Here is a 20,636-nt window from a genome sequence, read left to right on the forward strand (position 1 = left end):
TCCCGACGGCGGGCCCGGCGGTCGGGGCCGCCGGGCGACCGGCGTCCCGCACCATGACCTACCGTTGTCACCGTGACCGACCATCGTGAGCACGGCGAGCTGGTGGAGGCGCTGCGGGCGGCCGGGGTCAGCGGGGTGGACGACTCGGCGCTCGCGCGGTCCCTGTACTCCTCGGACGCCTCCCTGTACCGGGTGCCGCCGCGGGTCGTGGTGACGCCCCGTGAGACGGGCGAGCTGCCGGCCGTCCTCGCGGTGTGCCGCGACGCCGGGGTGCCGCTCACCATGCGGGGCGCCGGGACGTCCATCGCGGGGAACGCGGTCGGGCCCGGGGTCGTCGTCGACGTGAGCCGGCACCTCGACCGGGTGCTGGAGATCGACCCGGAGGCGGGGACGGCGCTGGTGGAGCCCGGCATCGTGCAGGCGCGCCTGCACCGGGCGGCGGCGGAGCACGGGCTGCGGTTCGGGCCCGATCCGTCCACCCGGACGCGCGCCACGCTCGGCGGGATGATCGGCAACAACGCGTGCGGGTCGCGGGCGCTCGGCTACGGGCGCACGAGCGACAACGTGCTCGGCCTCGACGTCGTCACCGGATCCGGGGAGCGGCTGCGGCTCGGCGACGTGCCGGGGGCGCGCCCCGGCAGCGTCCTGCTGGAGCGGCTGCGGGGGCTGGTCGGTGAGAACCTGGCCCTCGTGCGGACGGAGTTCGGGCGGTTCGGCCGGCAGGTCTCCGGTTACTCGCTGGAGCACCTCCTGCCGGAGAAGGGCTTCGACGTCGCCCGCGCGCTGGTGGGAAGCGAGGGAACGCTCGCACTGACGCTGGCGGCTCGGGTGCGGATGGTCCGGGAGCCCGCGCACCGGGCGCTCGTGGTGCTCGGATACGGGTCGATGGCCGAGGCCGCCGACGCCGTCCCGGCGATCCTGCCGCACGGCCCGGTCGCGTGCGAGGGGCTGGACTCGCGGATCGTGAACGTCGTGCGGGAGCGGCGGGGCGCCGGCGCGGTGCCGCCGCTGCCGTCCGGGTCCGGATGGCTGCTGGTGGAACTGGCCGGATCCGAGCCGGGGGCGCCGCGTTCCACGGCGCGCGAGATCATCGCCGCGTCCGGCTGCGCCGACTCGGCTCTCGTGGAGGACATGGCGCTGGCCGACGCGCTGTGGCGGATCCGCGAGGACGGCTCCGGGCTCGTCGCGCGCACGCCCGCCGGCGAGCAGGCGCACGCCGGGTGGGAGGACGCGGCCGTCCCGCCCGAGCGGCTCGGCGCGTACCTGCGGGAGTTCGAGACGCTGCTGGCCGGCTACGACCTGTTCGGCGTCCCGTACGGCCATTTCGGCGACGGGTGCATCCACGTCCGCATCGACTTCCCGTTCGGACGGACCGGCGGGACGCGCGTCTTCCGGGACTTCCTGAACGACGCGGCCGCACTGGCGGCCCGGCACGGCGGCACCATGTCGGGCGAGCACGGCGACGGGCGGGCCCGCAGCGAGCTGCTGCCGCACATGTACTCGGCCGGGGCGCTGGCGCTGTGCTCGGCCGTCAAGGACGTCTTCGATCCGGACGATGTACTCAATCCCGGCATCATCGTGCGCCCGGCGGCCGTGGACGCCGACCTGCGCGCCGTGCAGACGATCCCGCTGGACCGGGGCCTCGGTCTCGCCTACCGGGACGACCGCGGCGACCTGTCCCGGGCCGTGCACCGCTGCACCGGCGTGGGCAAGTGCCGTGCCGACAACACCGGGGCGGGCGGCGTGATGTGCCCGTCCTACCTGGCGACCCGGGAGGAGAAGGACTCCACGCGCGGACGGGCCCGGGTCCTCCAGGAGGTCGTCAGCGGGAAGCTCGGCCCGGACGGCTGGAGGTCCGAGGCCCTGCACGACGTCCTCGACCTGTGCCTGGCCTGCAAGGGCTGCGCGTCCGACTGCCCGACCGGCGTCGACATGGCCTCCTACAAGGCGGAGGCGCTGCACCGGCGGTACCGGGGGCGGATCCGGCCGCGGTCCCACTACGCGCTCGGCCGGCTCCCGCTCTGGACCCGGCTCGCCGCCAGGGCGCCCGCGGCGGTCAAGGCGGTCAACGCGGCGATGCGGTCGCGCGCGTTGAAGCCGCTGCTCGCCTGGGGCGCGGGCATCGACCGGCGGCGCACGCTCCCCGCGCTCGCGCCCGTGACGTTCCGGCGCTGGTTCGCCTCCCACCGCAGCCCGGAGGGCCGCAACGGCGACGTCGTCCTGTTCGTGGACAGCTTCACCGACGCGTTCTCCCCGGAGGTGGGCCGGGCGACCGTGCAGGTGCTGGAGCACGCCGGCTACCGCGTCACGGTGACCGAGCGCCCCGTGTGCTGCGGGATCACGTGGATCTCCACCGGGCAGCTGGACGGGGCGCGGGCGCAGGCGCGCCGCACCGTCCGCGCGCTGCTCCCCCACGTCCGGCGCGGCGCCAGGGTCGTCGGCATGGAGCCGTCCTGCACCGGGGTGCTGCGGTCCGACGCCGAGGAGCTGCTGAGGGGCGTGGACGCGGCCGCCGCCCGCGAGGTCGCCGCCGCGACCCGCACCCTGGCCGAGCTGCTCGCCGAGACACCGGACTGGACGCCGCCCGACCTGTCCGGCGTCACCGGGATCGCGCAGCCGCACTGCCACCACCACGCCGTCATGGGCTGGGCGAAGGACGCCGACCTGCTGCGGAAGGCGGGCGCGGGCGTCGAGCGGCTCGGCGACTGCTGCGGGCTGGCCGGCAACTTCGGCGTCGAGAAGGGCCACCACGAGGTGTCGGTCGCCGTCGCCGAGCAGCGGCTGCTCCCGGCCGTCCGCGCGGCCGGGGAGGACGCCGTGATCCTGGCCGACGGGTTCAGCTGCCGCACGCAGCTGCGCGAGCTGGCGCACCGCGACGGCGAGCACCTCGCCCAGCTCCTGGCCCGGCGCCTGCCGGGGCGCTGACCGCCCGGCGCGGCTAACCGCCCAGCGTGCGCGACAGGGTGAGCGCGGCGGTGTGCACGGCCGGTGCGACGGCGGCGAGCCGCATCCGGGTCGCCCAGCCCGACACCGACAGCGCGCCGAGGACCAGGCCGTCCGGGCCGAGGACGGGGCTCGCGGCGCAGACGATCCCGCGGCCGGACTCCTCCCGGTCGTAGGCGACGCCCTCCCGCCTGATCGTCTCCAGCTCCCGGGCGAGCAACCCCGGCGCGGTCACGCTGCGCTCGCTGGCCTTGACCAGCTCCGACTCCAGCACCCGCTGCACCGCCTCCGGCGGGGAGAACGCGAGGATCGCCTTGCCCACCCCGGTCACGTGCGCGGGCAGCCGCCCGCCCACCTGCGACGGCAGCCGCGGCCCGCCGGAGGAGCCGAGGATCTCCACGTAGACCACCTCACCGCCCTCCAGCACCGCGAGGTGGACGGTCTGCCGGGTCGCCTCCCGCAGGTCCGACATGTACGGGACGGCGGCGTCCCGCAGCACCCGCTGGCGCGGGACCCGCTGCCCGATCTCGAACAGCCGCAGCCCGAGCCGCACCCGCGGGCCCCGGCGCTCCAGGAGCCCGGCGTCCACCAGGTCGAGGGCGATGCGGTGCGCGGTCGACTTCGGCAGGCCGCTGCGGCGGGCCAGCTCGGCGGCGCCCAGGCCGTCGTCCTCCGGACGGAACGCCGACAGCACCGCGACGACGCGGCGCAGGAAGCTCTCCTCGGACGGAACGGACGGCATGGAAGAAGTGTCCCACCACGCGGGACGGCCGCGTTGCCCGCGGGGGCCCGGGCGGGAGAGGCTCGGCCTGCCCATACGAACGAAAGGACGGCCCCATGGACCCGGGTTCCGTGGAGAAGGCCGCGGCCGCGCTGCTCGACGCGTACGCCACCGGCACTCCCATCTCGCCCCTGACGAAGGACCATCCGGACATGTCGGTGGCCGACGCCTACGCGGTCCAGCTCGCCCAGGTCAAGGCCTGGACGGCCGCCGGCGCGCGGATCAAGGGCCACAAGGTCGGCCTGACCTCGGCCGCGATGCAGCGCCAGATGGGCGTGGACCAGCCGGACTTCGGCGTGCTGCTGGACACGATGTTCCTGCCGGAGAGCGCCCCGATCGACACCGGCCGGTTCCTGCAGCCCCGGATCGAGCCGGAGGTCGCGTTCGTGCTGGGCCGCCCGCTGGCCGGTCCCGGCGCCACGACGGCGGACGCCGTCGCGGCCGTCGAGTACGTGCTGCCCGCGCTGGAGGTGATCGACTCCCGCATCGCGGACTGGAAGATCACCCTTCCGGACACGATCGCGGACAACGCCTCCAGCGGAGGCGTCGTGCTCGGCACCCGCCCGGTCCGGCTGGACGACCAGGACCTGTCGCTGATGGGCTGCCTGCTGCGCCGCGACGGCGACCTGATCGACACCGGCGCGGGCGGCGCGGTCCTCGGCTCGCCGGTCAACGCGCTGGTCTGGCTGGCCAACGTCCTCGGCGAGCGCGGCGTGAGCCTGGAGGCCGGGCACGTGGTCCTGCCCGGCTCGATCACCGCGGCCGTACCGGTCGCGCCCGGGCAGACACTGACGGCGACGTTCGCCGGGATCGGTTCGGTGACCGCTCGGTTCGGAAGGGAGGAGCTGACATGAACGAAGCGACCCGGGGGACGCGGGGGGCCGCCCCCTCGCAGGGAACGGGAACGGGCAGGCTGACGGCGGCGATCGTCGGGCCGGGCAACATCGGCACCGACCTGCTGGTCAAGCTCCAGCGCAGCGAGCTGATCGACGTCCACTCGATGGTCGGGGTGGTGCCCGGGTCCGACGGCCTGGAGCGCGCCCGCAAGATGGGCGTCGAGGCGTCGGCGGAGGGCGTGGAGTGGCTGCTGAAGCAGCCCACGCTGCCCGACCTGGTGTTCGAGGCGACGTCGGCGAAGGCGCACCTGGCCAACGCGCCCCGCTACGAGGAGGCGGGGATCACGGCGATCGACCTGACACCGGCCGCGACGGGCCCCCTGGTGTGCCCGCCGGTGAACCTGGACTCGCTGTCGGACGCCCCCAACCTCAACATGATCACCTGCGGCGGGCAGGCGACGATCCCGATCGTGCACGCGGTGTCCTCGGTGGTGCCCGTGCCGTACGCCGAGATCGTCGCGTCGATCGCGTCCCGCTCGGCCGGGCCCGGCACCCGCGCGAACATCGACGAGTTCACCGAGACCACGGCCCGCGCGATCGAGCAGGTCGGCGGCGCCGGGCGGGGCAAGGCGATCATCATCCTGAACCCGGTGGACCCGCCGATGATCATGCGGGACACGGTGTTCTGCGCGATCCCGTCCGACGCCGACACCAAGGCCATCGCGGAGTCGGTCGAGAAGATGGTCGCGAAGGTCGCCGCCTACGTCCCCGGCTACACGCTGCGGGTCGAGCCCCAGTTCGACGAGCCCCGCGACATCTGGAACGGGATGGCCCGCGTCGCGGTGTTCCTGGAGGTCCGCGGCAACGGCGACCACCTGCCGCCGTGGGCCGGCAACCTCGACATCATGACCGCGGCCGCAGCCAGGGTCGGCGAGCAGCTCGCGCGGAGAAAGGCCTCGATATGAGCGACGTCAGCGAGAAGATCCGGATCACCGACTCCACGCTGCGGGACGGCAGCCACGCGATGGCGCACCGCTTCACCGAGGAGCAGGTCCGGGGCGTCGTGCACGCCCTGGACGCCGCCGGCGTCGAGGTCATCGAGGTCACCCACGGCGACGGCCTCGGCGGGTCGTCCTTCAACTACGGCTTCTCGCTGGAGGACGACGTCAAGCTCGTCGCCGCCGCCGTGGACGAGGCCGCCCGGGCCAAGATCGCCGTCCTGCTGCTGCCGGGGCTCGGCACGGTCAACGACCTGAGGATGGCGCACGACGCGGGCGCGTCCGTCGCCCGGGTCGCGACGCACTGCACGGAGGCGGACGTGTCGCTGCAGCACTTCGCCGCCGCCCGCGACCTCGGCATGGAGACCGTCGGGTTCCTCATGCTGTCGCACCGGGTGCGCCCCGAGGAGCTGGCGCGGCAGGCCCGGATCATGGTGGACGGCGGCGCGCAGTGCGTCTACGTCGTCGACTCCGCCGGCGCCCTCGTCCTCGGCGAGGCGCAGGAGCGGATCAGCGCGCTGGTCAAGGAGATCGGGCACGAGGCGCAGGTCGGCTTCCACGGCCACCAGAACCTCTCCCTCGGCGTGGCCAACTCCGTCCTGGCACAGCAGAACGGCGCCCGGCAGATCGACGGCGCGCTGTGCGCTCTCGGCGCGGGGGCCGGCAACTCCCCCACCGAGGTCCTGGTCGCGACCTTCGAGCGGCTCGGCGTCCCGACGGGCGTGGACGTGCAGGGCGCGCTGGCGGCGGCCGACGACGTGGTGAAGCCGTTCCTGCACCGGCTGCCGTTCGCCGACCGCGGCGCGATCACGCAGGGGTACGCGGGCGTGTACTCCAGCTTCCTGCTGCACGCCGAGCGGGCCGCCGAGCGCTACGGCGTCCCGGCGCACGAGATCCTGCAGAAGGTCGGCGAGGCCGGCTACGTGGGCGGCCAGGAGGACATGATCATCGACGTGGCGCTCCAGCTCGCCGCCGAGCGCGACCGCGCGTCATAGCGCGAGCGGGCTGCGGTCCAGGTCCTCCAGGAGGGCGCGGGGGTCGTCGTAGACGGCCGCCGCGCCCGACTCCTCCAGCTCGGCGCGGCCCCAGCCACCGGTGAGGACGCACACGCACGGCATCCCCGCGCGCCGGGCGGCCTCGACGTCCCAGCGGGTGTCGCCGACGAACACGGCCCGGGCGGCGGGCACCGCGGCGCGTTCCAGGGCGAGCCGGACGAGGTCGGGCGCCGGCTTGGTCGCCTCCACCTCCGAGCCGGAGGTGGCGTCGTCGATCGCGTCGTCGGCGTCCAGCGCCGCGCGCAGCGCCTTCAGCTCGGGCGCGGCGGCCGAGCTGGCGAGCACGACGCGGCTCCCGCGCCCGGAGCAGGCCCGCAGCAGGTCGGCGGCGCCGTCGAAGGCCTGGAGCCGCGACCAGTACTGGGCGTACAGGGCCGTGTGCGCGGTGCGAATTCCGTCGTCGGCGTCCCGATCCCGGTCGTCCGGGAGCAGGTGGTCCAGCAGCTTGTCCGAACCCATGCCGACCGCCCGGTGCACGTCCGCCATGGGGACGGTGTGCCCGTGCTGGAGGAACGCCTGCCACCAGGTGGTGGCGTGCAGATAGTTGGTGTCGACCAATGTGCCGTCGACGTCGAAGAGCACCGCATCGATCATGCAGCGGCCCTACCCCGTCCGTCTCCGGGGAATCGGCGGCCCGCGCCGATCTCGATCGGTTGCACGGTGCAAGCGTTGGGATAGCGTGGCGTGATGACCCACGAGGAGCCCCGCGCGTCGACACCCCGCGGCCTGGCACGCCGGGAGCAGCTCGTGGGGATCGGTCTCGACCTGCTCGCCGAGGGCGGCTGGGCCGCGCTCACGGCCCGGGCCGTCGCGGACCGGGCCCGGATCCGGCCGGGGCTGCTCCACCACTACTTCAACGGGCTGCCGGGGCTGCACGTCGCCGTCGCGCAGCGGGCCAGCGAGACGATCGTCGACCCGGTGGTGGACGCGCTGGTCGCCGCGCCGGACACGGCGGCCGCCCTGCGGGCACTGCGCGAGCGCGTCCTGGACATGCTCGCCGGGGAGCGCAACCTCAGGCTCGCCGCCGAACTGCTGGTCCGGGCGCTGCGCGACCCGCGGATGGGCGCCGAGCGGCGGGACTGGTCGCGGGAGGTGCGGGCCCGCATCGCCGCGCGGCTGGAGCACCTGCGCCCCTCCTGGCCCCCCGAGCGCCGCGAGGGCACCGCCATGCTCTTCACCGCGATGCTGGACGGGCTGATGCTCCAGCTGATCCTCGACCCCGAACTGCCTGCCGACCCGGCCCTGCACGCGACCGAGGCTCTTGCCGCCGACTCCTGACCGGCGCTCAGTCCCGGCGCGCGGGGACGATCGCGACGGCGCGACGGGCATGCCGGAGCACCGCCGTGCTGGTCGAGCCCAGCCGGGCGATCCCGGCGCCCCGGTCTCCCAGGACCAGCAGCCCGGCGTCGTCGGCGGCGTCGAACAGCGCCGCCAAGGGGGGCTCCAGCAGCAGCGAGACCCGGATGTCGAGCCCCGGGTACCGCTGGCGCCACGGCGCCACGGCCGCCTCCAGCTCGGCGGCGCGCGTCTTCTCCAGCAGTTCCCTGTCGTGGAACAGCCCCAGCTCCTCCGCGTCGACCGCGGCGGGCTCCCAGCACGCGTACACCACGCGCAGCTCCCAGCCGCGCAGCGCCGCCTCGGCGGCGGCGAAGCCCAGCGCCGGGTCGCACCACGTCGTCCCGTCGGCGCCCGCCACGACCCGGCGGGGGCCCGTCCCGTCCTTGACGACGATCACGGGGCGGGAGGCGCCCGCCGCGAGCTCCAGCACCCCCGCGCCCTCGTCCAGCCGCCCGGGTGCCCCGATCACCGACAGCTGCGCCTCTCGGGACTCGCGCAGCAGCGCGCCGCGGGCCGGACCGCGGACCAGGCGGCCGCGCACCGCGCCGGTCGCCCCCAGCTCGCGCGCTCGCCGCGTGCCGCATTCCAGCAGGTTCTCCCCGACCCTCCTCATGACCGCCTCGCCGTGCGGGTCTTCGTACTCCTCCGGGTAGGGCCAGTGCCAGCAGTGGCACATCACCAGGTCGAGGCCGCGCAGCCGGGCCTCCTCGATCGCCCAGCGCAGCGCCGTGTCGTTCTCCGCCGTCCCGTCGTAGCCGAACAGGACGTGCCCTTGCTCGTCGTTCTCCACGCCCTTCATGTGCCTGCCCTCCTCCTGCCAGTCTGCGCGCTTCGCCGGCGCACCAGAAGAGGCGCGTGCGCGACCGCTTCCCGGAGCGATTACTGTCACGGACGAAGGAGGAGTCAATGAGAAGGCTAGGACGGGTCCGCCGCCGTTTCGGCTTCGACCGCAACGATCTGCGACGCGGCGTCGACCGCCGCCAATGGAAGGTCGGCGTCGCCGCCGCGGTGCTGTTCACGGTGCTCGCCCCGCCCGCGTCCGCGCTCCTGGCCGTCGACGCCCACCGCAGCGGCGTCCGGGCCGAGCACCGCAACGTCCACCGCGTCACGGCGCAGGTCGTCCACACCGACTCCCAGGGCGGCGCGGGCGTGCGGCACACCTACGCCGAGCTGGCCTGGACGTCCCTCGACGGCCGGATGCGGACCACCGTCGTCCCGGCCGACAAGTCCGTCAGACCGGGCATGGAGCAGCGCATCTGGGTGGACGCGGCGGGCAATCCGATCCAGCACCCTCAGACCCGCACCGCCACGCTGGCCACCACCGCGGTGGCCGCGGCCACGGCCGCGGTCGCCGTGGGGGCCCCTCTGCTGGCCGCCTACCTCCTCGTCCGCCGCCGCTGCGACCGCCGCCGCGAGGCCCTCTGGGACGAGAGCTGGACCAGCCTGGCCCAGCACGCCTGACCGGTTCCCCAAGCCGCCCCCATTTCTGGGTCACGGCGATCACGCCGAGATGATCTTCTTCGCCCCCGGGGGTAGGCCGAGGGCATCAGATCCTCGGGGGAAGGTGAGCGCGTGTACAGGAGGATCGCGGCGGAGCTCATGGGCACGCTGCTCCTGGTCTACTTCGCGGTGGGCGTGGCGACCCTGTCGTTCGGCTTCGGCGTCGCCGGGCGCAGCCTTTCGGCGGGCGTCGTCGCGACGGCGCTGGCCTTCGGCCTGGTGCTCCTCGTCCTGGTCTACGCGATCGGGCCGATCTCGGGCTGCCACATCAACCCGGCCGTCACGCTGGGCGTGCTGCTCGCCCGCCGGATCCCCCCGCTCGACGCCGTCGGCTACTGGATCGCCCAGTTCGCCGGCGGCATCCTGGGCGCGCTCCTGCTGTGGGCGACCTTCTCCGGCTCGCCGCTCTACGCCCGCTCCGTGACCGGCCTCGGCGCGGACGGGTGGGGCGACGCCAGCCTCATCCACATCGACATGGGCGGCGCGTTCCTCACGGAGGTCGTGCTGACCGCCCTGTTCGTGTTCATCGTCCTGTCCATGACGAGCACGGCGGCCATCCCGTCCGTCGCCGGGGTCGGCATCGGCCTCGCCCTCACGACCGTCCACCTCATCGGCATCCCGATCACGGGGACCTCGGTCAACCCGGCCCGCAGCCTCGGGCCGGCCGTCGTCGTGGGCGGGACGGCCCTGTCGCAGGTGTGGCTGTTCATCGTCGCGCCCCTGGTGGGGGCCGTGGTGGCCGCGGCGCTGCACGGCTTGGTCGGGCCGCCGGAGAAGGAGACCCCGCTCCCGCCCGTGCAGGAGGACGAGGCCCCCTAGCTCCACCGGCGGCCCGGCGGGGCGCGGCTCAGTCGGTGCCGAACTCCATGGCGGCGCGGTCGAGCACCTCGGCGTCCCGGGAGTCCTTGCCGCGGGAGGCGATCGCCTCCGCGCCGCCCGCCGGCATCGCGCCGATCAGCCCGGTCGAGGCCGCCTGCGCGGCGCCGATCAGGGCCGGGTGCGCGCTGCCGACCATGCCGAGCCCGGCGTACTGCTCCAGCTTGGCGCGCGAGTCGGCGATGTCGAGGTTGCGCATGGTCAGCTGGCCGATCCGGTCCACGGGGCCGAAGGCGGAGTCCTCGGTGCGCTCCATGGACAGCTTGTCGGGGTGGTAGCTGAAGGCGGGCCCGGCGGTGTCGAGGACGGAGTAGTCCTCGCCGCGCCGCAGCCGCAGGGTGACCTCGCCGGTGACGGCGGTCCCGACCCAGCGCTGCAGCGACTCGCGCAGCATCAGCGCCTGCGGGTCCAGCCAGCGTCCCTCGTACATGAGCCGGCCGAGCCGCCGCCCCTCGCTGTGATAGGTGGCGAGGGTGTCCTCGTTGTGGATCGCGTTGACGAGCCGCTCGTAGGCCGCGTGCAGCAGCGCCATACCGGGCGCCTCGTAGATGCCGCGGCTCTTGGCCTCGATGACGCGGTTCTCGATCTGGTCGGACATCCCGATGCCGTGCCGCCCCCCGATGGCGTTGGCCTCCAGGACCAGGTCGACGGCGGACCCGAACTCCTTGCCGTTGATCGTCACCGGGCGGCCCTGCTCGAAGCCGATCGTGACGTCCTCGGCGGAGATCTCCACGGCGGGGTCCCAGAACCGCACGCCCATGATCGGATCGACGATCTCGATCCCGGCGTCGAGGTGCTCCAGCGCCTTGGCCTCATGGGTCGCGCCCCAGATGTTGGCGTCGGTCGAGTAGGCCTTCTCCACGCTGTCGCGATAGGGCAGGCCGCGGGCGAGCAGCCACTGCGACATCTCCGTGCGGCCGCCGAGCTCGGTGACGAAGTCGGCGTCGAGCCAGGGCTTGTAGACCAGCAGGGACGGGTTGGCCAGCAGCCCGTACCGGTAGAACCGCTCGATGTCGTTGCCCTTGAACGTCGAGCCGTCGCCCCAGATCTGGACGTCGTCCTCCAGCATGGCGCGGACCAGGAGGGTCCCCGTCACGGCCCGTCCGAGCGGGGTGGTGTTGAAGTAGCTGCGGCCGCCGGAGCGGATGTGGAACGCGCCGCACGCCAGGGCGGCGAGCCCCTCCTCCACGAGGGCGGCCCGGCAGTCGACCAGGCGCGCGACCTCCGCCCCGTACTTGGCGGCGCGGCCGGGCACGGACGCGATGTCGGGCTCGTCGTACTGCCCGATGTCGGCGGTGTAGGCGCACGGCACCGCGCCCTTGTCGCGCATCCACGCGACCGCCACCGAAGTGTCGAGGCCACCGGAGAAGGCGATCCCGACGCGCTCACCGACGGGCAGGGAGGTCAGCACTTTGGACATGAGCACAAGTATGCACGCTCCTGCATGAACATGCAACGCGGTGCTTCAGGCTCGCCCGCACCCCACCGGGCGGGCCGGGCGTCGGGGCGTCGCTTCCGGGGCCGGCCCCGGCCCGATGCGCGTTCACAGGAACGAGGAATCAGCGCGAGGCGAGCGCTCCGGCCGACCTCGGTCCCCACACGGTGAAACTCGATCCCCACGCGGCGAAGGACAGGCCCCACATCCATCGGAAGAGCTTGACCAGCGGATACCTCGTTTCTTACTCGGCGAGTCGTCCGCCTCATGTATGGGCCGCCGCATCAGCGCGACCCTGAAGGCACCGTTCCATCACTCGTCTCCGAGTTCGCACCGGTTTCGCGCGTGCGGATCATTCGGCTTTCACGGTTCGCCGCTTACCAGGCGGCCGGCCGTGAACGCAAGTACGCGAAGCGGCATGGACTCAAGCCTCAATGCGAGATGCTTCATTCGTCGCATATTCGTCCCATCGAGATGCCGATCCACGCGCGGCCGGTTAATAATCATCGACCCTGACACCAACACTTGCCGCGCAAGTTTCACATGCGAAATGGGAATGACCGTAATGCGCCATTCCGAAACCCGAGAATGACCGCTTGTGGCCGATCGCCTTACATTCTGCGCGGCCTCGCGTTCCCTGGTTCATGGCGCTGCCGGAAGCCGGTCGCACGAGCAGAGGAGGCGTTCCATTGCGGAGCCGTCCGAACCCCGGGCCCCACTCCAGTGATCCCCCGGGCGCCGACATCCGACGGAGAATTGTCCGGTTACACCGGATTGCACGGAACGGAGGGAAACGAGATGGAGTCGGTTCGGCAAACAGGCGTTCACCGCCAAAGCAGCCGGAGGTACACGGAACCCCGCGGTTGCGGGGCAGCGGGGACGGGAAACACGGGCGACCCGAAAGCGATGTGTTTTCTAACGGCGCCGAGAGCTTTCCATCTGTTGGGCTCCCCGCTCTTCCAAAAGTCGACCCGGTCACGGGAAGATTGAGGACGGTAACGGAGAGCAACCACACCAACGGAAGCTTGAACTGATCATGGACACGCCCGTCAACCCCGCTGACCAGGCGTTAGCCCGTCTCCGCGAGGACTTCCAAGGCCACCGAATCTGGCGCGCCACGCGCTACGACGGGAGGCTCGGCGACTGGGTCGCCACCCTGCACGACCCAAAGGCCGGCATTGACCCGACCGTTATATGCAACACCGCCGAAGAGCTCCGCAAGGCGCTCACCAACGAGCTCAGCCGCGCGGCCTGCCGTCCGAGACCCGACCCCCGTAAGTGGGTGCGCCGGTAATGGGGTGGATCGAACCGAAGAATCTGCAGGCCCCAGTCTCAACTTCCTCCATTACAAGCCATCTTGACCGACTTGCACAGGAGGTCGTCCGGGAGGGCTGGAAGGCCGTGACGCGCTACGACGGGCCCCTCCCGCTCCTGCGCGTCTTCGACCCGGCCGTCCCGGGGTTCGGGGAGAGCGTCACGCTCGCCCCCGGATCGACGTCCGACGCCTGGTGGTACCGGTCGAGCACGGGTGAGGATCTGGCCCCGCACACCAACCCGGCCCGCGCGGCCGAGCGGATCACCCGGATCCTCACCCCCTACGTGGCGGCCGCGCTCGCCGCCCGGGCGCGCCGTCCGGTGAGGGACGGCACCGCGTTGCCGATCCCGCCGCCCGGCCCCGGCACGCCCCACACGGAAACGATCGCCTACCTCCATGCCCGCTTCGGTGTCCTGTGCTGGTGGGGCACCCACACCAAGGAATGGTGGGCGCTCATCCCCTGCGCCGCGCAGTGGAGGCTCGTCAACGCGCCCGCCTCGGAGACCCTCGCCCAGGCCATCCTCGACGTCCACGCGCACTGCTAGGCCCGGCAGCCGGGGAGGCCGCTGCTCCCCGGCGCCGGGCTCAGGTCGCCGCGGAGTGGTCGCGTTCCTGCAGGAGGGCTTTGTGGATCTTGCCTACGGGGGTCAGCGGAACGTCAGGGGTGATGACGAACTGGCGGGGGACCTTGTAGTCGGCCAGGCGGTCGCGGCAGTAGGCGGTCAGTTCGTCGGCGGTGGGCGGTTCGGCGCCCGGGCGCGGGACGACGTAGAAGCGGCCGACCTCACCGAGGATCGTGTCGGGGACGCCGATCCCGGCGGCCATCGCGACCTTCGGGTGGGCGGTCAGGACGTTCTCAATCTCGACCGGGTAGACGTTGAAGCCGCCCTGGATGTACATCTCCTTCTTGCGGCCGCGCAGGACCAGGTGCCCGTCGGGCTCCCCGGCGACCATGTCCCCGGTGGCGAGCCAGCCGTTCGGCAGGAAGACCTCGGCGGTCTCGTCCGGCATGTCCCAGTAGCCGGCGGCGACGCAGGCGCCGCGGATCTGGAGCTCGCCGGTCTCCCCCGGCGGCAGGACGGTCCCGTCGGGGGCCGTCACGCGCGCCTCGAAGTCGCCGATGATCGCGCCGAGGGTCCGGGAGACCGTCTCGGGGTCGTCGTCCATCGGGGACAGGACGCAGGCCCCCGAGGATTCGGACAGGCCGTAGAGGCCGTAGAGAGGCGCTCCGGGGAAGCCGCGGCGGATCGCGTCGGCGAGCGCGGGCTCCACGTTGGAGCCGCCCGCCATGCACAGCCGGACGGACGAGAGGTCGTGCTCGGCGAAGTCGGGGCGGCCGAGCATCAGCACGTACATCGTGGGGACGGCGCCGAGGAACGTCACCCGGTGCCGTTCGACGGCGCGCAGCGCGGCGTCCGGGGAGAACGCGGGCAGCAGCGCGACCGAGCCGCCGCTGACCAGCGCGGCCATGATGGTGCAGGTGATCCCGCCGACGTGGTTGAACGGGAGGTGGCCGAGCAGGACGTCCTCGCCGGTCATCCCGAAGTGGTCAGCCTGGGCCGAGGCCGAGGCCAGGATGCTCCGATGGGTGATGACGGCGCCCTTGGGGCGTCCCGTGGTGCCGGACGTGTAGAGGATCATCAGCGGGTCGTCCGGATCCACCGCGGCGCGGGCCGCGGTGAGGGACGGCGGGGCCGGGGTCGAGGCCAGGGCGTCGAAGCCCGCGCCGAAGTGCACGGCGGGCATGCCGGACGACTCGAAGTACGCGGCGAAGTCGAAGTCGGGCACGGCGTCGACGCCGACGACCAGCCGGGCGCCGCTCTGGCCGAGCATGTAGGCCAGTTCCTGCTCCCGGTAGCGGACGTTGAGCGGGACGACCACGGCGCCGATCCTGGCCGCGCCGAAGAACACCGCGAGCCATTGCGCGGTGTTGGGGCCGAGCAGGCCGATCCGATCGCCCTTTCCGACGCCGCGGGCCAGCAGGCCCGCCGCGACCCGGTCGGCGAGCCCGTCGAACCCGCCGAACGTGATGGTGCCGTCGCCGTCGTACAGGAACGCCTCGTCCCGCGTCGCCGCGGCCTCCAGCGCTCCGCCGACCGTCAATGCCCGCATGTCGCCTTCCCTCGTCCCGGTGGCATTCGTCAGGGAGCGGTCGTGCACGCACACCTCAGAGCTTGCGGCCGACCCCGGCGTAGAACCAGATCGGCAGGGCCTCCTCAAGGGAGACCGGGTGCTCCGGCCGCCACAGCGGCGCCCACACCAGGCCCGGGTCGACCAGTTCGAAGTCGCCGAACAGGCCCGTCACCTGGTCAAGGGTGCGCGGCGTGCCGGGCGCGTTCGTCCTCTTGTAGACCTCCACGACCTTCGCCACGATGTCGGGCACGCCGTCGGCGGAGGCATGGGTGATCGCCATGTGGCTGCCGGGCGCGAGCGCCTCGCGCAGATCGGCCATGACGCCGGGCGGGTCGTCCTCGTCCGGGATGAAGTGCAGGGTGGCGATCGTCAGCAGCGCGACCGGCTTCCCGAAGTCCAGCAGCCGGGTGATCTCGGGGTGCTCCAGGATCTCGCGGGGGCGGCGGATGTCGGCCTGGACCATCCGGGTGCCGGGCGAGTCGGCGAGGATCGCCCGTCCGTGCGCGACGACCTGGCCGTCGTAGTCGGCATAGGCGACGCGTGCGGCGGGGTTCACCGACTGGGCGATCTGGTGGACGTTCTGCTGGGTGGGCAGCCCGGTGCCGATGTCGAGGAACTGGTCGATGCCCTGCTCGGCCATGTACCGGACGGCGCGGCCCATGAACGCCCGGTTCTCCTTGATCAGGGTGATCAGGGTGGGGTCGGCGGACTTGGCCTCCTCGGCGCGGAGGCGGTCGGCCTCGTAGTGGTCCTTGCCGCCGAGGTAGTAGTCGTACATGCGAGCGATGTTCGGCACGCTCGGGTCGAATCCGCCTGGCCGAAGCCCCTCGCCTGCCACCGTGCCTCCCTGCCGGCCGCCCACGCTGATCATCTTCGCACCCAACTCTACGGTCTGCGCACGTCCTGTCGGACCGGTCCACAGAAACGACCGATCACGATTCGGTCCGGCGGCACGGCCCCGGCGGCCCGGCGCCGACGATCGACGTGCCCGGCCGGGGCACCTGCCTCGAGTACGTCGGGCACACCGGAAAGGTGCGTGCCATACTGGGCGATTCCCGGCCGCCGTGCGTCACCGCTCGGATGTCAGCTGAATGGAGAAGCCATGCCCTTCCCCGCGGGGCACGAGCCGCAGACCTTCGATCCGACGGCGCCCAACGAGAGCCGGATGCACGACTACTTCCTCGGCGGCAAGGACAATTACGCCGCGGACCGGCAGGCGGCGCTCCAGGCGATCGAGCTGGCGCCGGAACTGCCGGTCCTGGCACGCGAGGGGCGCAAGTTCCTGGACCGCGTCGTGCGGTTCCTCGCCGCCGCGGGGATACGCCAGTTCCTCGACATCGGGACCGGCCTGCCCACCCAGGGAAGCGTGCACCAGATCGCCCAGGCGGTGGCGCCGGACTGCCGGGTCGTCTACGTGGACAACGACCCCGTCGTGCGCGTCCACGCGCAGGCACTGCTGGGAAAGAACCCCTACACCACGGTCGTCGAGGCCGACATGCGGGATGCCGAAGGAATCGCGCGGCACCCCGACCTGCGCCGCCTGATCGACCTCGACCGGCCGACGGCGCTGCTGTTCTTCCACGTGCTCTACGCCATTCCCGACGACGAGGAAGTGGCGTGGAGCGTCCGGCGGCTGGGCGACCTCATGGCGCCGGGCAGCCATATCGCGATCTCCCATCCGGTCAGCGACCTGTGCCCGGAGGTCACCGCCAGGCTCGCCTTCCTCTACCAGCAGGAGACCCACGCGATCCGCGGCAAGCCGCGCTCGAACGTCCGGACCAGGGCCGAGGTGGAAGGGCTCTTCTCCGGCTGGGACCTGATCGAGCCCGGCGTCGTCTACCTCCCCCTGTGGCGTCCCGAGCACGAGACCATCGAGTCGTCCAGGCCGATCTGGAGCGTCGGGGGCGTCGGGCGCAAACCCTGAGCGCGCGTCACCCCACCGGAGTGCCGTAGACGCTGACCTCCGTGAGGTGGAAGGTGAGGTTGGCGGTGTTGCCGGAACCGACCACCCGGATGTAGCGGGCCTCGGCCTCGGTGGTCATGGTGTCGCCCGCGTCGGCGGCGGGGCGGGGCCCGTTGCGCCCGCCGAGGGTGAACCAGTGGTCGCCGTCGAGGCTGCCCTCCAGCCGGTAGGTGTAGTAGCGGGTCCCGTCGACGTAGTTGCGGACGTTGACGCGCGAGACGTCGTCGACGGCGCCCAGGTCGACCCGCCACCAGTTCTCGCCGTAGGTCATCTGGCCGCCCCAGTAGGGCGAGTTGGCGCGGCTGCCGTCGTTGGCGGCCTCCGGCGGCCGCCCGGGCTCGGAGGACAGCGCCGTCACCGGCTTGCGGAGGCTCTGCAGCGGGTCGCCCGACCCGTCCCGGGACGTGCTGGGCGAGGCGACGATTCCGCCGCCGAACTGCGCGATCGCCTCCTGAGCGGTGTGGCCGTTGACCGCGCTGACGAACATGCCGACGTCCTGGGCGCCCGCCGTGCCGGGGACCGTGCCGGAGCCGACCACGGCCCAGTTCCTGCCGTCGGAGCTGCACGATCCCGTCATCCGGTCGCCGTCCCTGCTCAGCCGCACGTGGACCTCGCCCGCGGTGAACCCGCCGACCTCGGTGTAGTGGTCGAGCCGGCCGTCGCCGTCGGCGTCGCGGGAGAAGACGCACCCGTGGGCGGGCGTCACGGCGATGGTGGCGTACCCGGCGGACCCGGCCCGGGCCAGGTCGTCGCCCGCGACCAGTCCGGCCCGCGTCCAGTCGGACGCCCCGTCCAGCCTGGTCACCTTCGTGGAGACCGCGTGCCCCGGGGTCAGCCCGTCTTCCTTGTAGACGGTCGCGAACTCGTTGGTCTCGCCCCACATGTCCTTGCCGCCCGCGGCGATGCCGACCGTGTCGCCGGACTGCGCGAACTCGGCCGCGGTGGAGGCGAAGGTCTTGTAGGGCGCCCCCACCGTGCCGCTGCCGACCATGAGGAGGGAGTGGGCGCTCGCCTGTTCGGAGTCGCCTCCGGCGGTGCGCCACGAGACCGTGGCGTCCAGGCCCGGCAGGGCGCCGGGCCGGGCGTCGGCGGGTGCGGTCACCGTCCAGGTCGCGGTGGCGGTCTCGCCGGGGGCGACATCGCCGGCGGGGCCGGATCCCGCCGCGATCCTGTAGCCGGCTGGTGCGGCCAGCCGGAAGCGCGCCTTCCGGGCCTCGCTGAGCGTCGACTCGTTGGTGAACGTCGCGGTGACGCGGACGGCGCCGCCCGGCTCGACGCCCTTGCGGTCGGTGGCGAGGGCCAGCGCGCCCGCCGGTTCCTCGGCCACCCGCCGCGCCAGCCGGTGGGCGTCGCCGCGCGGCTCGGCGGCGTAGCGGGTGCCGCCGTGCGCCCAGCGCTCGGCCACGGCGCGCCAGTCGATCCGCTGCGGCTCCGCGCCGGTCCTCATGGCGCGCCCGAGCTCGTCGAAGAACGTCCTCCAGCGCTCGGCGTAGTAGCCGCCGACCAGCCCGTTGAACTCGCGGCGCGCGTAGTCCTGGAGGCCGGGGCTGTCGCTCTCCCATAGCGTGACCAGCGACTTGAGGTTGTAGTCGAGGGTCGCCGCCTCCCTGCGGTCCGCCGCCTGCCGGGACGCCTCGCGCTGCCAGGTGCCGAGGAGGAAGTGCGGGTCGGCGCCGAGGACGTCGTCCATGAGGCGGATCTCGCCCATCCACCGGTCGGTGAGCCGCGCGAAGGCGGTGCGGTCGCCGTCCCGGTAGGCGGCGCGGATCTTCGGCAGGAGCAGCCTGCCGCGGTTGGCCAGCACCTGCCTGGCGACGTCCACGAGGTCGTAGCGGTACGCGCCGGAGCGCCGCAGCCGCGGATCGACGTCGAGCAGTTCGCGCAGGGCCTTCTCGAACTCGCCCGGGTCGTACTGCAGCGGCGTCCCGGTGGCGGTGAGGTTCGGCTGGTCGTCGAACAGGCCGGTCACGTGCCGGGTGTCCTTGCCCGCGGGCCACGCGTAGGCGGTCCGGCCGATGATCCGCCAGGCCGCGAGCGCGTGCGGGTCGGCGGCCCCGTAGCGGGCGGTGGCGTACTGGTCGAACCAGGCGTCCACGTCGACCGGGCCGTCCCGCCACGGCATGTCGGCGAAGAACGCCACCGCGGCCGGGTTGTTGTCGATGGCCTCGGGCATCAGCGCGATGCCGTTCATGGCCGTGCCCTGCCTGGCGCGCCAGGCGTGGAACTTCTCGTTCCACACGGTGAGGCCGGCGCCGAAGTTCTGGTGGCCGCCGAAGTTCCAGATCGTGCCGAAGGCGTACTGCGTGCCGAGGAAGTCCTTGTCGCGGTCGGTGATGTCGGGCTGCTCTGTGATGCCGTCCACGATGAACATGCGGGAGCGGTCGACCGCCTGGAGGGTCTCCTTTCGGGGGTTGTTCTGCCAGCCGAGGATCACCCAGGTCGCGCCGGGATGCGCCGCTTCGAGCGCGTCCTGCACGGCCCGGTACGCCTCGGGCACCGGCACGGACCCGGCCCGCCCGCCCTCGTGCAGGAGGTCCATCTTGTACATCGTGCTCGCCCCGTACAGCTGGGTCTGCGCCTGGTAGAACGCGCCGGCGACCTTGCCGAACTCGGGCCCGGTCGGGTCGAGCCAGTCGGCGCGCTCCAGGCCGTTCCAGGTGCCCTGCGGGACAGTGTTGGCGCCGGGATTGCGGGTCTCGAAGTCGGTCGGGACGGTGCCGTAGAAGCCCGGCAGCACCGGCGTCATGCCCAGCTCGCGCAGCCGGCCGACCATGCGCCGGGCGAGCGCCGCACGCCGGTCGATCAGCTGCTGGGAGATCGGCGAGTCGGTGCAGCACATGTTCTGCAGCAGCCACCACGCCTGATGGCCCGGCTGCGGGATCCAGGCGCGCATGTCCGCGGCGCTGTAGCCGAACTGCTGGAACGTCCGCTGGTAGACCGCGTCCTGCCCCTCGTACACGAGGACCTCGTTGATGCCGAGCAGCGCGAGCGCGTCGATGCGGCGCTCCCACTCCTCCCAGCTCAGGTACGCGCCGGCGTATCCCTCGTTGGTGTCGTTGAGCGCGAACCGGTGCGCGACCGAGGAGTCGGCCTCGATCGGCGCGGACGGCAGCGGCAGCCGCCCGGGCAGGTCGAGCTGCGTCCCGCCGATGGCGACGTTCGCGTGCGCGACCTCCCGCAGGTAACGGCCGAATCCTGTGAGCTGGACGGCCGGGGACGTGCCCGCGACGACCAGACGGCCGTGCTCGGCGGAGACCCGGAAGCGGTCGGGGCCGGAGCCCCTGGGGATGGTCCGCAGCTCGACCTGGCCTGCCCTTCCCCGGCCGAGGAGCCGCTCCAGCGCGCGGGCGGCGGGTCCGGTGGCGCGGGCCGCCGGTTCGGCGTCGCGCGCGGCGGCCGGAACCACCGCGGTCATCGAGACCGCCAGCAGCGCGACCAGCATGACGATGGCCGACCGCAAGCG

General features: G+C 73.0%; 16 protein-coding genes. 9 read left to right on the forward strand and 7 right to left on the reverse strand.

Annotated features, from left to right (window positions below):
• Window positions 1-72: 72 nt before the first annotated feature.
• Window positions 73-2,925 carry an FAD-binding and (Fe-S)-binding domain-containing protein gene (locus BJ999_RS23950; RefSeq protein WP_179835359.1) on the forward strand — a complete coding sequence of 951 codons (2,853 nt, stop codon included), beginning with the start codon at window positions 73-75 and terminating at the stop codon, window positions 2,923-2,925.
• Between the two features lie 13 nt (window positions 2,926-2,938).
• On the opposite strand, the gene BJ999_RS23955 is transcribed toward BJ999_RS23950, so the two are convergent.
• Window positions 2,939-3,685 (reverse strand): IclR family transcriptional regulator, encoded by a 747-nt coding sequence (locus BJ999_RS23955; protein WP_179835360.1) that lies wholly within the window; start codon window positions 3,683-3,685, stop codon window positions 2,939-2,941.
• Window positions 3,686-3,780: 95 nt separating this feature from the next.
• Between BJ999_RS23955 and BJ999_RS23960 the strand changes: the two genes are divergently transcribed.
• Genes BJ999_RS23960 through dmpG form a run of 3 tightly spaced genes read left to right on the forward strand, consistent with a single transcriptional unit; the run spans window position 3,781 to window position 6,553 of the window.
• Window positions 3,781-4,578, forward strand: a complete 798-nt coding sequence (locus tag BJ999_RS23960) for a 2-keto-4-pentenoate hydratase (protein WP_179835361.1) — start codon at window positions 3,781-3,783, stop codon at window positions 4,576-4,578.
• Window positions 4,575-5,525, forward strand: coding sequence for an acetaldehyde dehydrogenase (acetylating) (locus BJ999_RS23965; protein WP_179835362.1), 951 nt, complete (start codon window positions 4,575-4,577; stop codon window positions 5,523-5,525). The genes BJ999_RS23960 and BJ999_RS23965 overlap by 4 nt, the downstream gene beginning before the upstream one ends.
• On the forward strand, window positions 5,522-6,553 hold the full coding sequence (dmpG, locus tag BJ999_RS23970) for a 4-hydroxy-2-oxovalerate aldolase (protein WP_179835363.1): 1,032 nt from the start codon (window positions 5,522-5,524) through the stop codon (window positions 6,551-6,553). The genes BJ999_RS23965 and dmpG overlap by 4 nt, the downstream gene beginning before the upstream one ends.
• On the opposite strand, the gene BJ999_RS23975 is transcribed toward dmpG, so the two are convergent.
• A complete protein-coding gene (locus tag BJ999_RS23975) occupies window positions 6,548-7,207 on the reverse strand; it encodes an HAD family hydrolase (RefSeq protein WP_179835364.1) in 660 nt (219 codons plus the stop codon). The genes dmpG and BJ999_RS23975 overlap by 6 nt on opposite strands.
• A 93-nt stretch (window positions 7,208-7,300) precedes the next feature.
• Between BJ999_RS23975 and BJ999_RS23980 the strand changes: the two genes are divergently transcribed.
• Complete coding sequence (locus tag BJ999_RS23980; RefSeq protein WP_218935197.1) at window positions 7,301-7,891, forward strand: TetR/AcrR family transcriptional regulator; 591 nt, start codon at window positions 7,301-7,303, stop codon at window positions 7,889-7,891.
• 7 nt (window positions 7,892-7,898) lie between these two features.
• Here the strand turns inward: BJ999_RS23980 and BJ999_RS23985 are convergent, their stop codons facing one another.
• Window positions 7,899-8,750, reverse strand: a complete 852-nt coding sequence (locus tag BJ999_RS23985; protein WP_179835365.1) for a universal stress protein — start codon at window positions 8,748-8,750, stop codon at window positions 7,899-7,901.
• A gap of 107 nt (window positions 8,751-8,857) precedes the next feature.
• Here BJ999_RS23985 and BJ999_RS23990 point away from each other — a divergent pair, with 107 nt between their 5' ends.
• Together BJ999_RS23990 and BJ999_RS23995 are read left to right on the forward strand one after the other, a co-directional pair.
• Entirely contained in the window at window positions 8,858-9,412 is a 555-nt protein-coding gene (locus BJ999_RS23990) for an Rv1733c family protein (protein WP_179835366.1), read from the forward strand.
• A 111-nt stretch (window positions 9,413-9,523) separates the two neighbouring features.
• Window positions 9,524-10,270: an aquaporin gene (locus tag BJ999_RS23995; RefSeq protein ID WP_179835367.1), complete on the forward strand. Its 747-nt coding sequence runs from the start codon at window positions 9,524-9,526 to the stop codon at window positions 10,268-10,270.
• 28 nt (window positions 10,271-10,298) lie between these two features.
• Here BJ999_RS23995 and argG read toward each other — a convergent pair whose 3' ends face one another.
• Window positions 10,299-11,747: an argininosuccinate synthase gene (gene argG / locus BJ999_RS24000; RefSeq protein ID WP_179835368.1), complete on the reverse strand. Its 1,449-nt coding sequence runs from the start codon at window positions 11,745-11,747 to the stop codon at window positions 10,299-10,301.
• Between the two features lie 1,416 nt (window positions 11,748-13,163).
• Here argG and BJ999_RS24005 point away from each other — a divergent pair.
• Complete coding sequence (locus BJ999_RS24005; protein WP_179835369.1) at window positions 13,164-13,622, forward strand: hypothetical protein; 459 nt, start codon at window positions 13,164-13,166, stop codon at window positions 13,620-13,622.
• A 40-nt stretch (window positions 13,623-13,662) separates the two neighbouring features.
• On the opposite strand, the gene BJ999_RS24010 is transcribed toward BJ999_RS24005, so the two are convergent.
• Both BJ999_RS24010 and BJ999_RS24015 read right to left on the reverse strand, forming a co-directional pair.
• Window positions 13,663-15,189 (reverse strand): class I adenylate-forming enzyme family protein, encoded by a 1,527-nt coding sequence (locus tag BJ999_RS24010; protein WP_179835370.1) that lies wholly within the window; start codon window positions 15,187-15,189, stop codon window positions 13,663-13,665.
• Window positions 15,190-15,244: 55 nt separating this feature from the next.
• Entirely contained in the window at window positions 15,245-16,081 is an 837-nt protein-coding gene (locus tag BJ999_RS24015) for an SAM-dependent methyltransferase (RefSeq protein WP_179835371.1), read from the reverse strand.
• A gap of 231 nt (window positions 16,082-16,312) precedes the next feature.
• Between BJ999_RS24015 and BJ999_RS24020 the strand changes: the two genes are divergently transcribed.
• Window positions 16,313-17,134 (forward strand): SAM-dependent methyltransferase, encoded by an 822-nt coding sequence (locus tag BJ999_RS24020; RefSeq protein ID WP_179835372.1) that lies wholly within the window; start codon window positions 16,313-16,315, stop codon window positions 17,132-17,134.
• A gap of 7 nt (window positions 17,135-17,141) precedes the next feature.
• Here the strand turns inward: BJ999_RS24020 and BJ999_RS24025 are convergent, their stop codons facing one another.
• On the reverse strand, window positions 17,142-20,633 hold the full coding sequence (locus BJ999_RS24025) for an alpha-N-acetylglucosaminidase TIM-barrel domain-containing protein (RefSeq protein WP_179835373.1): 3,492 nt from the start codon (window positions 20,631-20,633) through the stop codon (window positions 17,142-17,144).
• Window positions 20,634-20,636: the final 3 nt, after the last annotated feature.

The sequence above is a fragment of the Actinomadura citrea genome (assembly GCF_013409045.1).
Taxonomy (GTDB): Bacteria; Actinomycetota; Actinomycetes; order Streptosporangiales; family Streptosporangiaceae; genus Spirillospora; species Spirillospora citrea.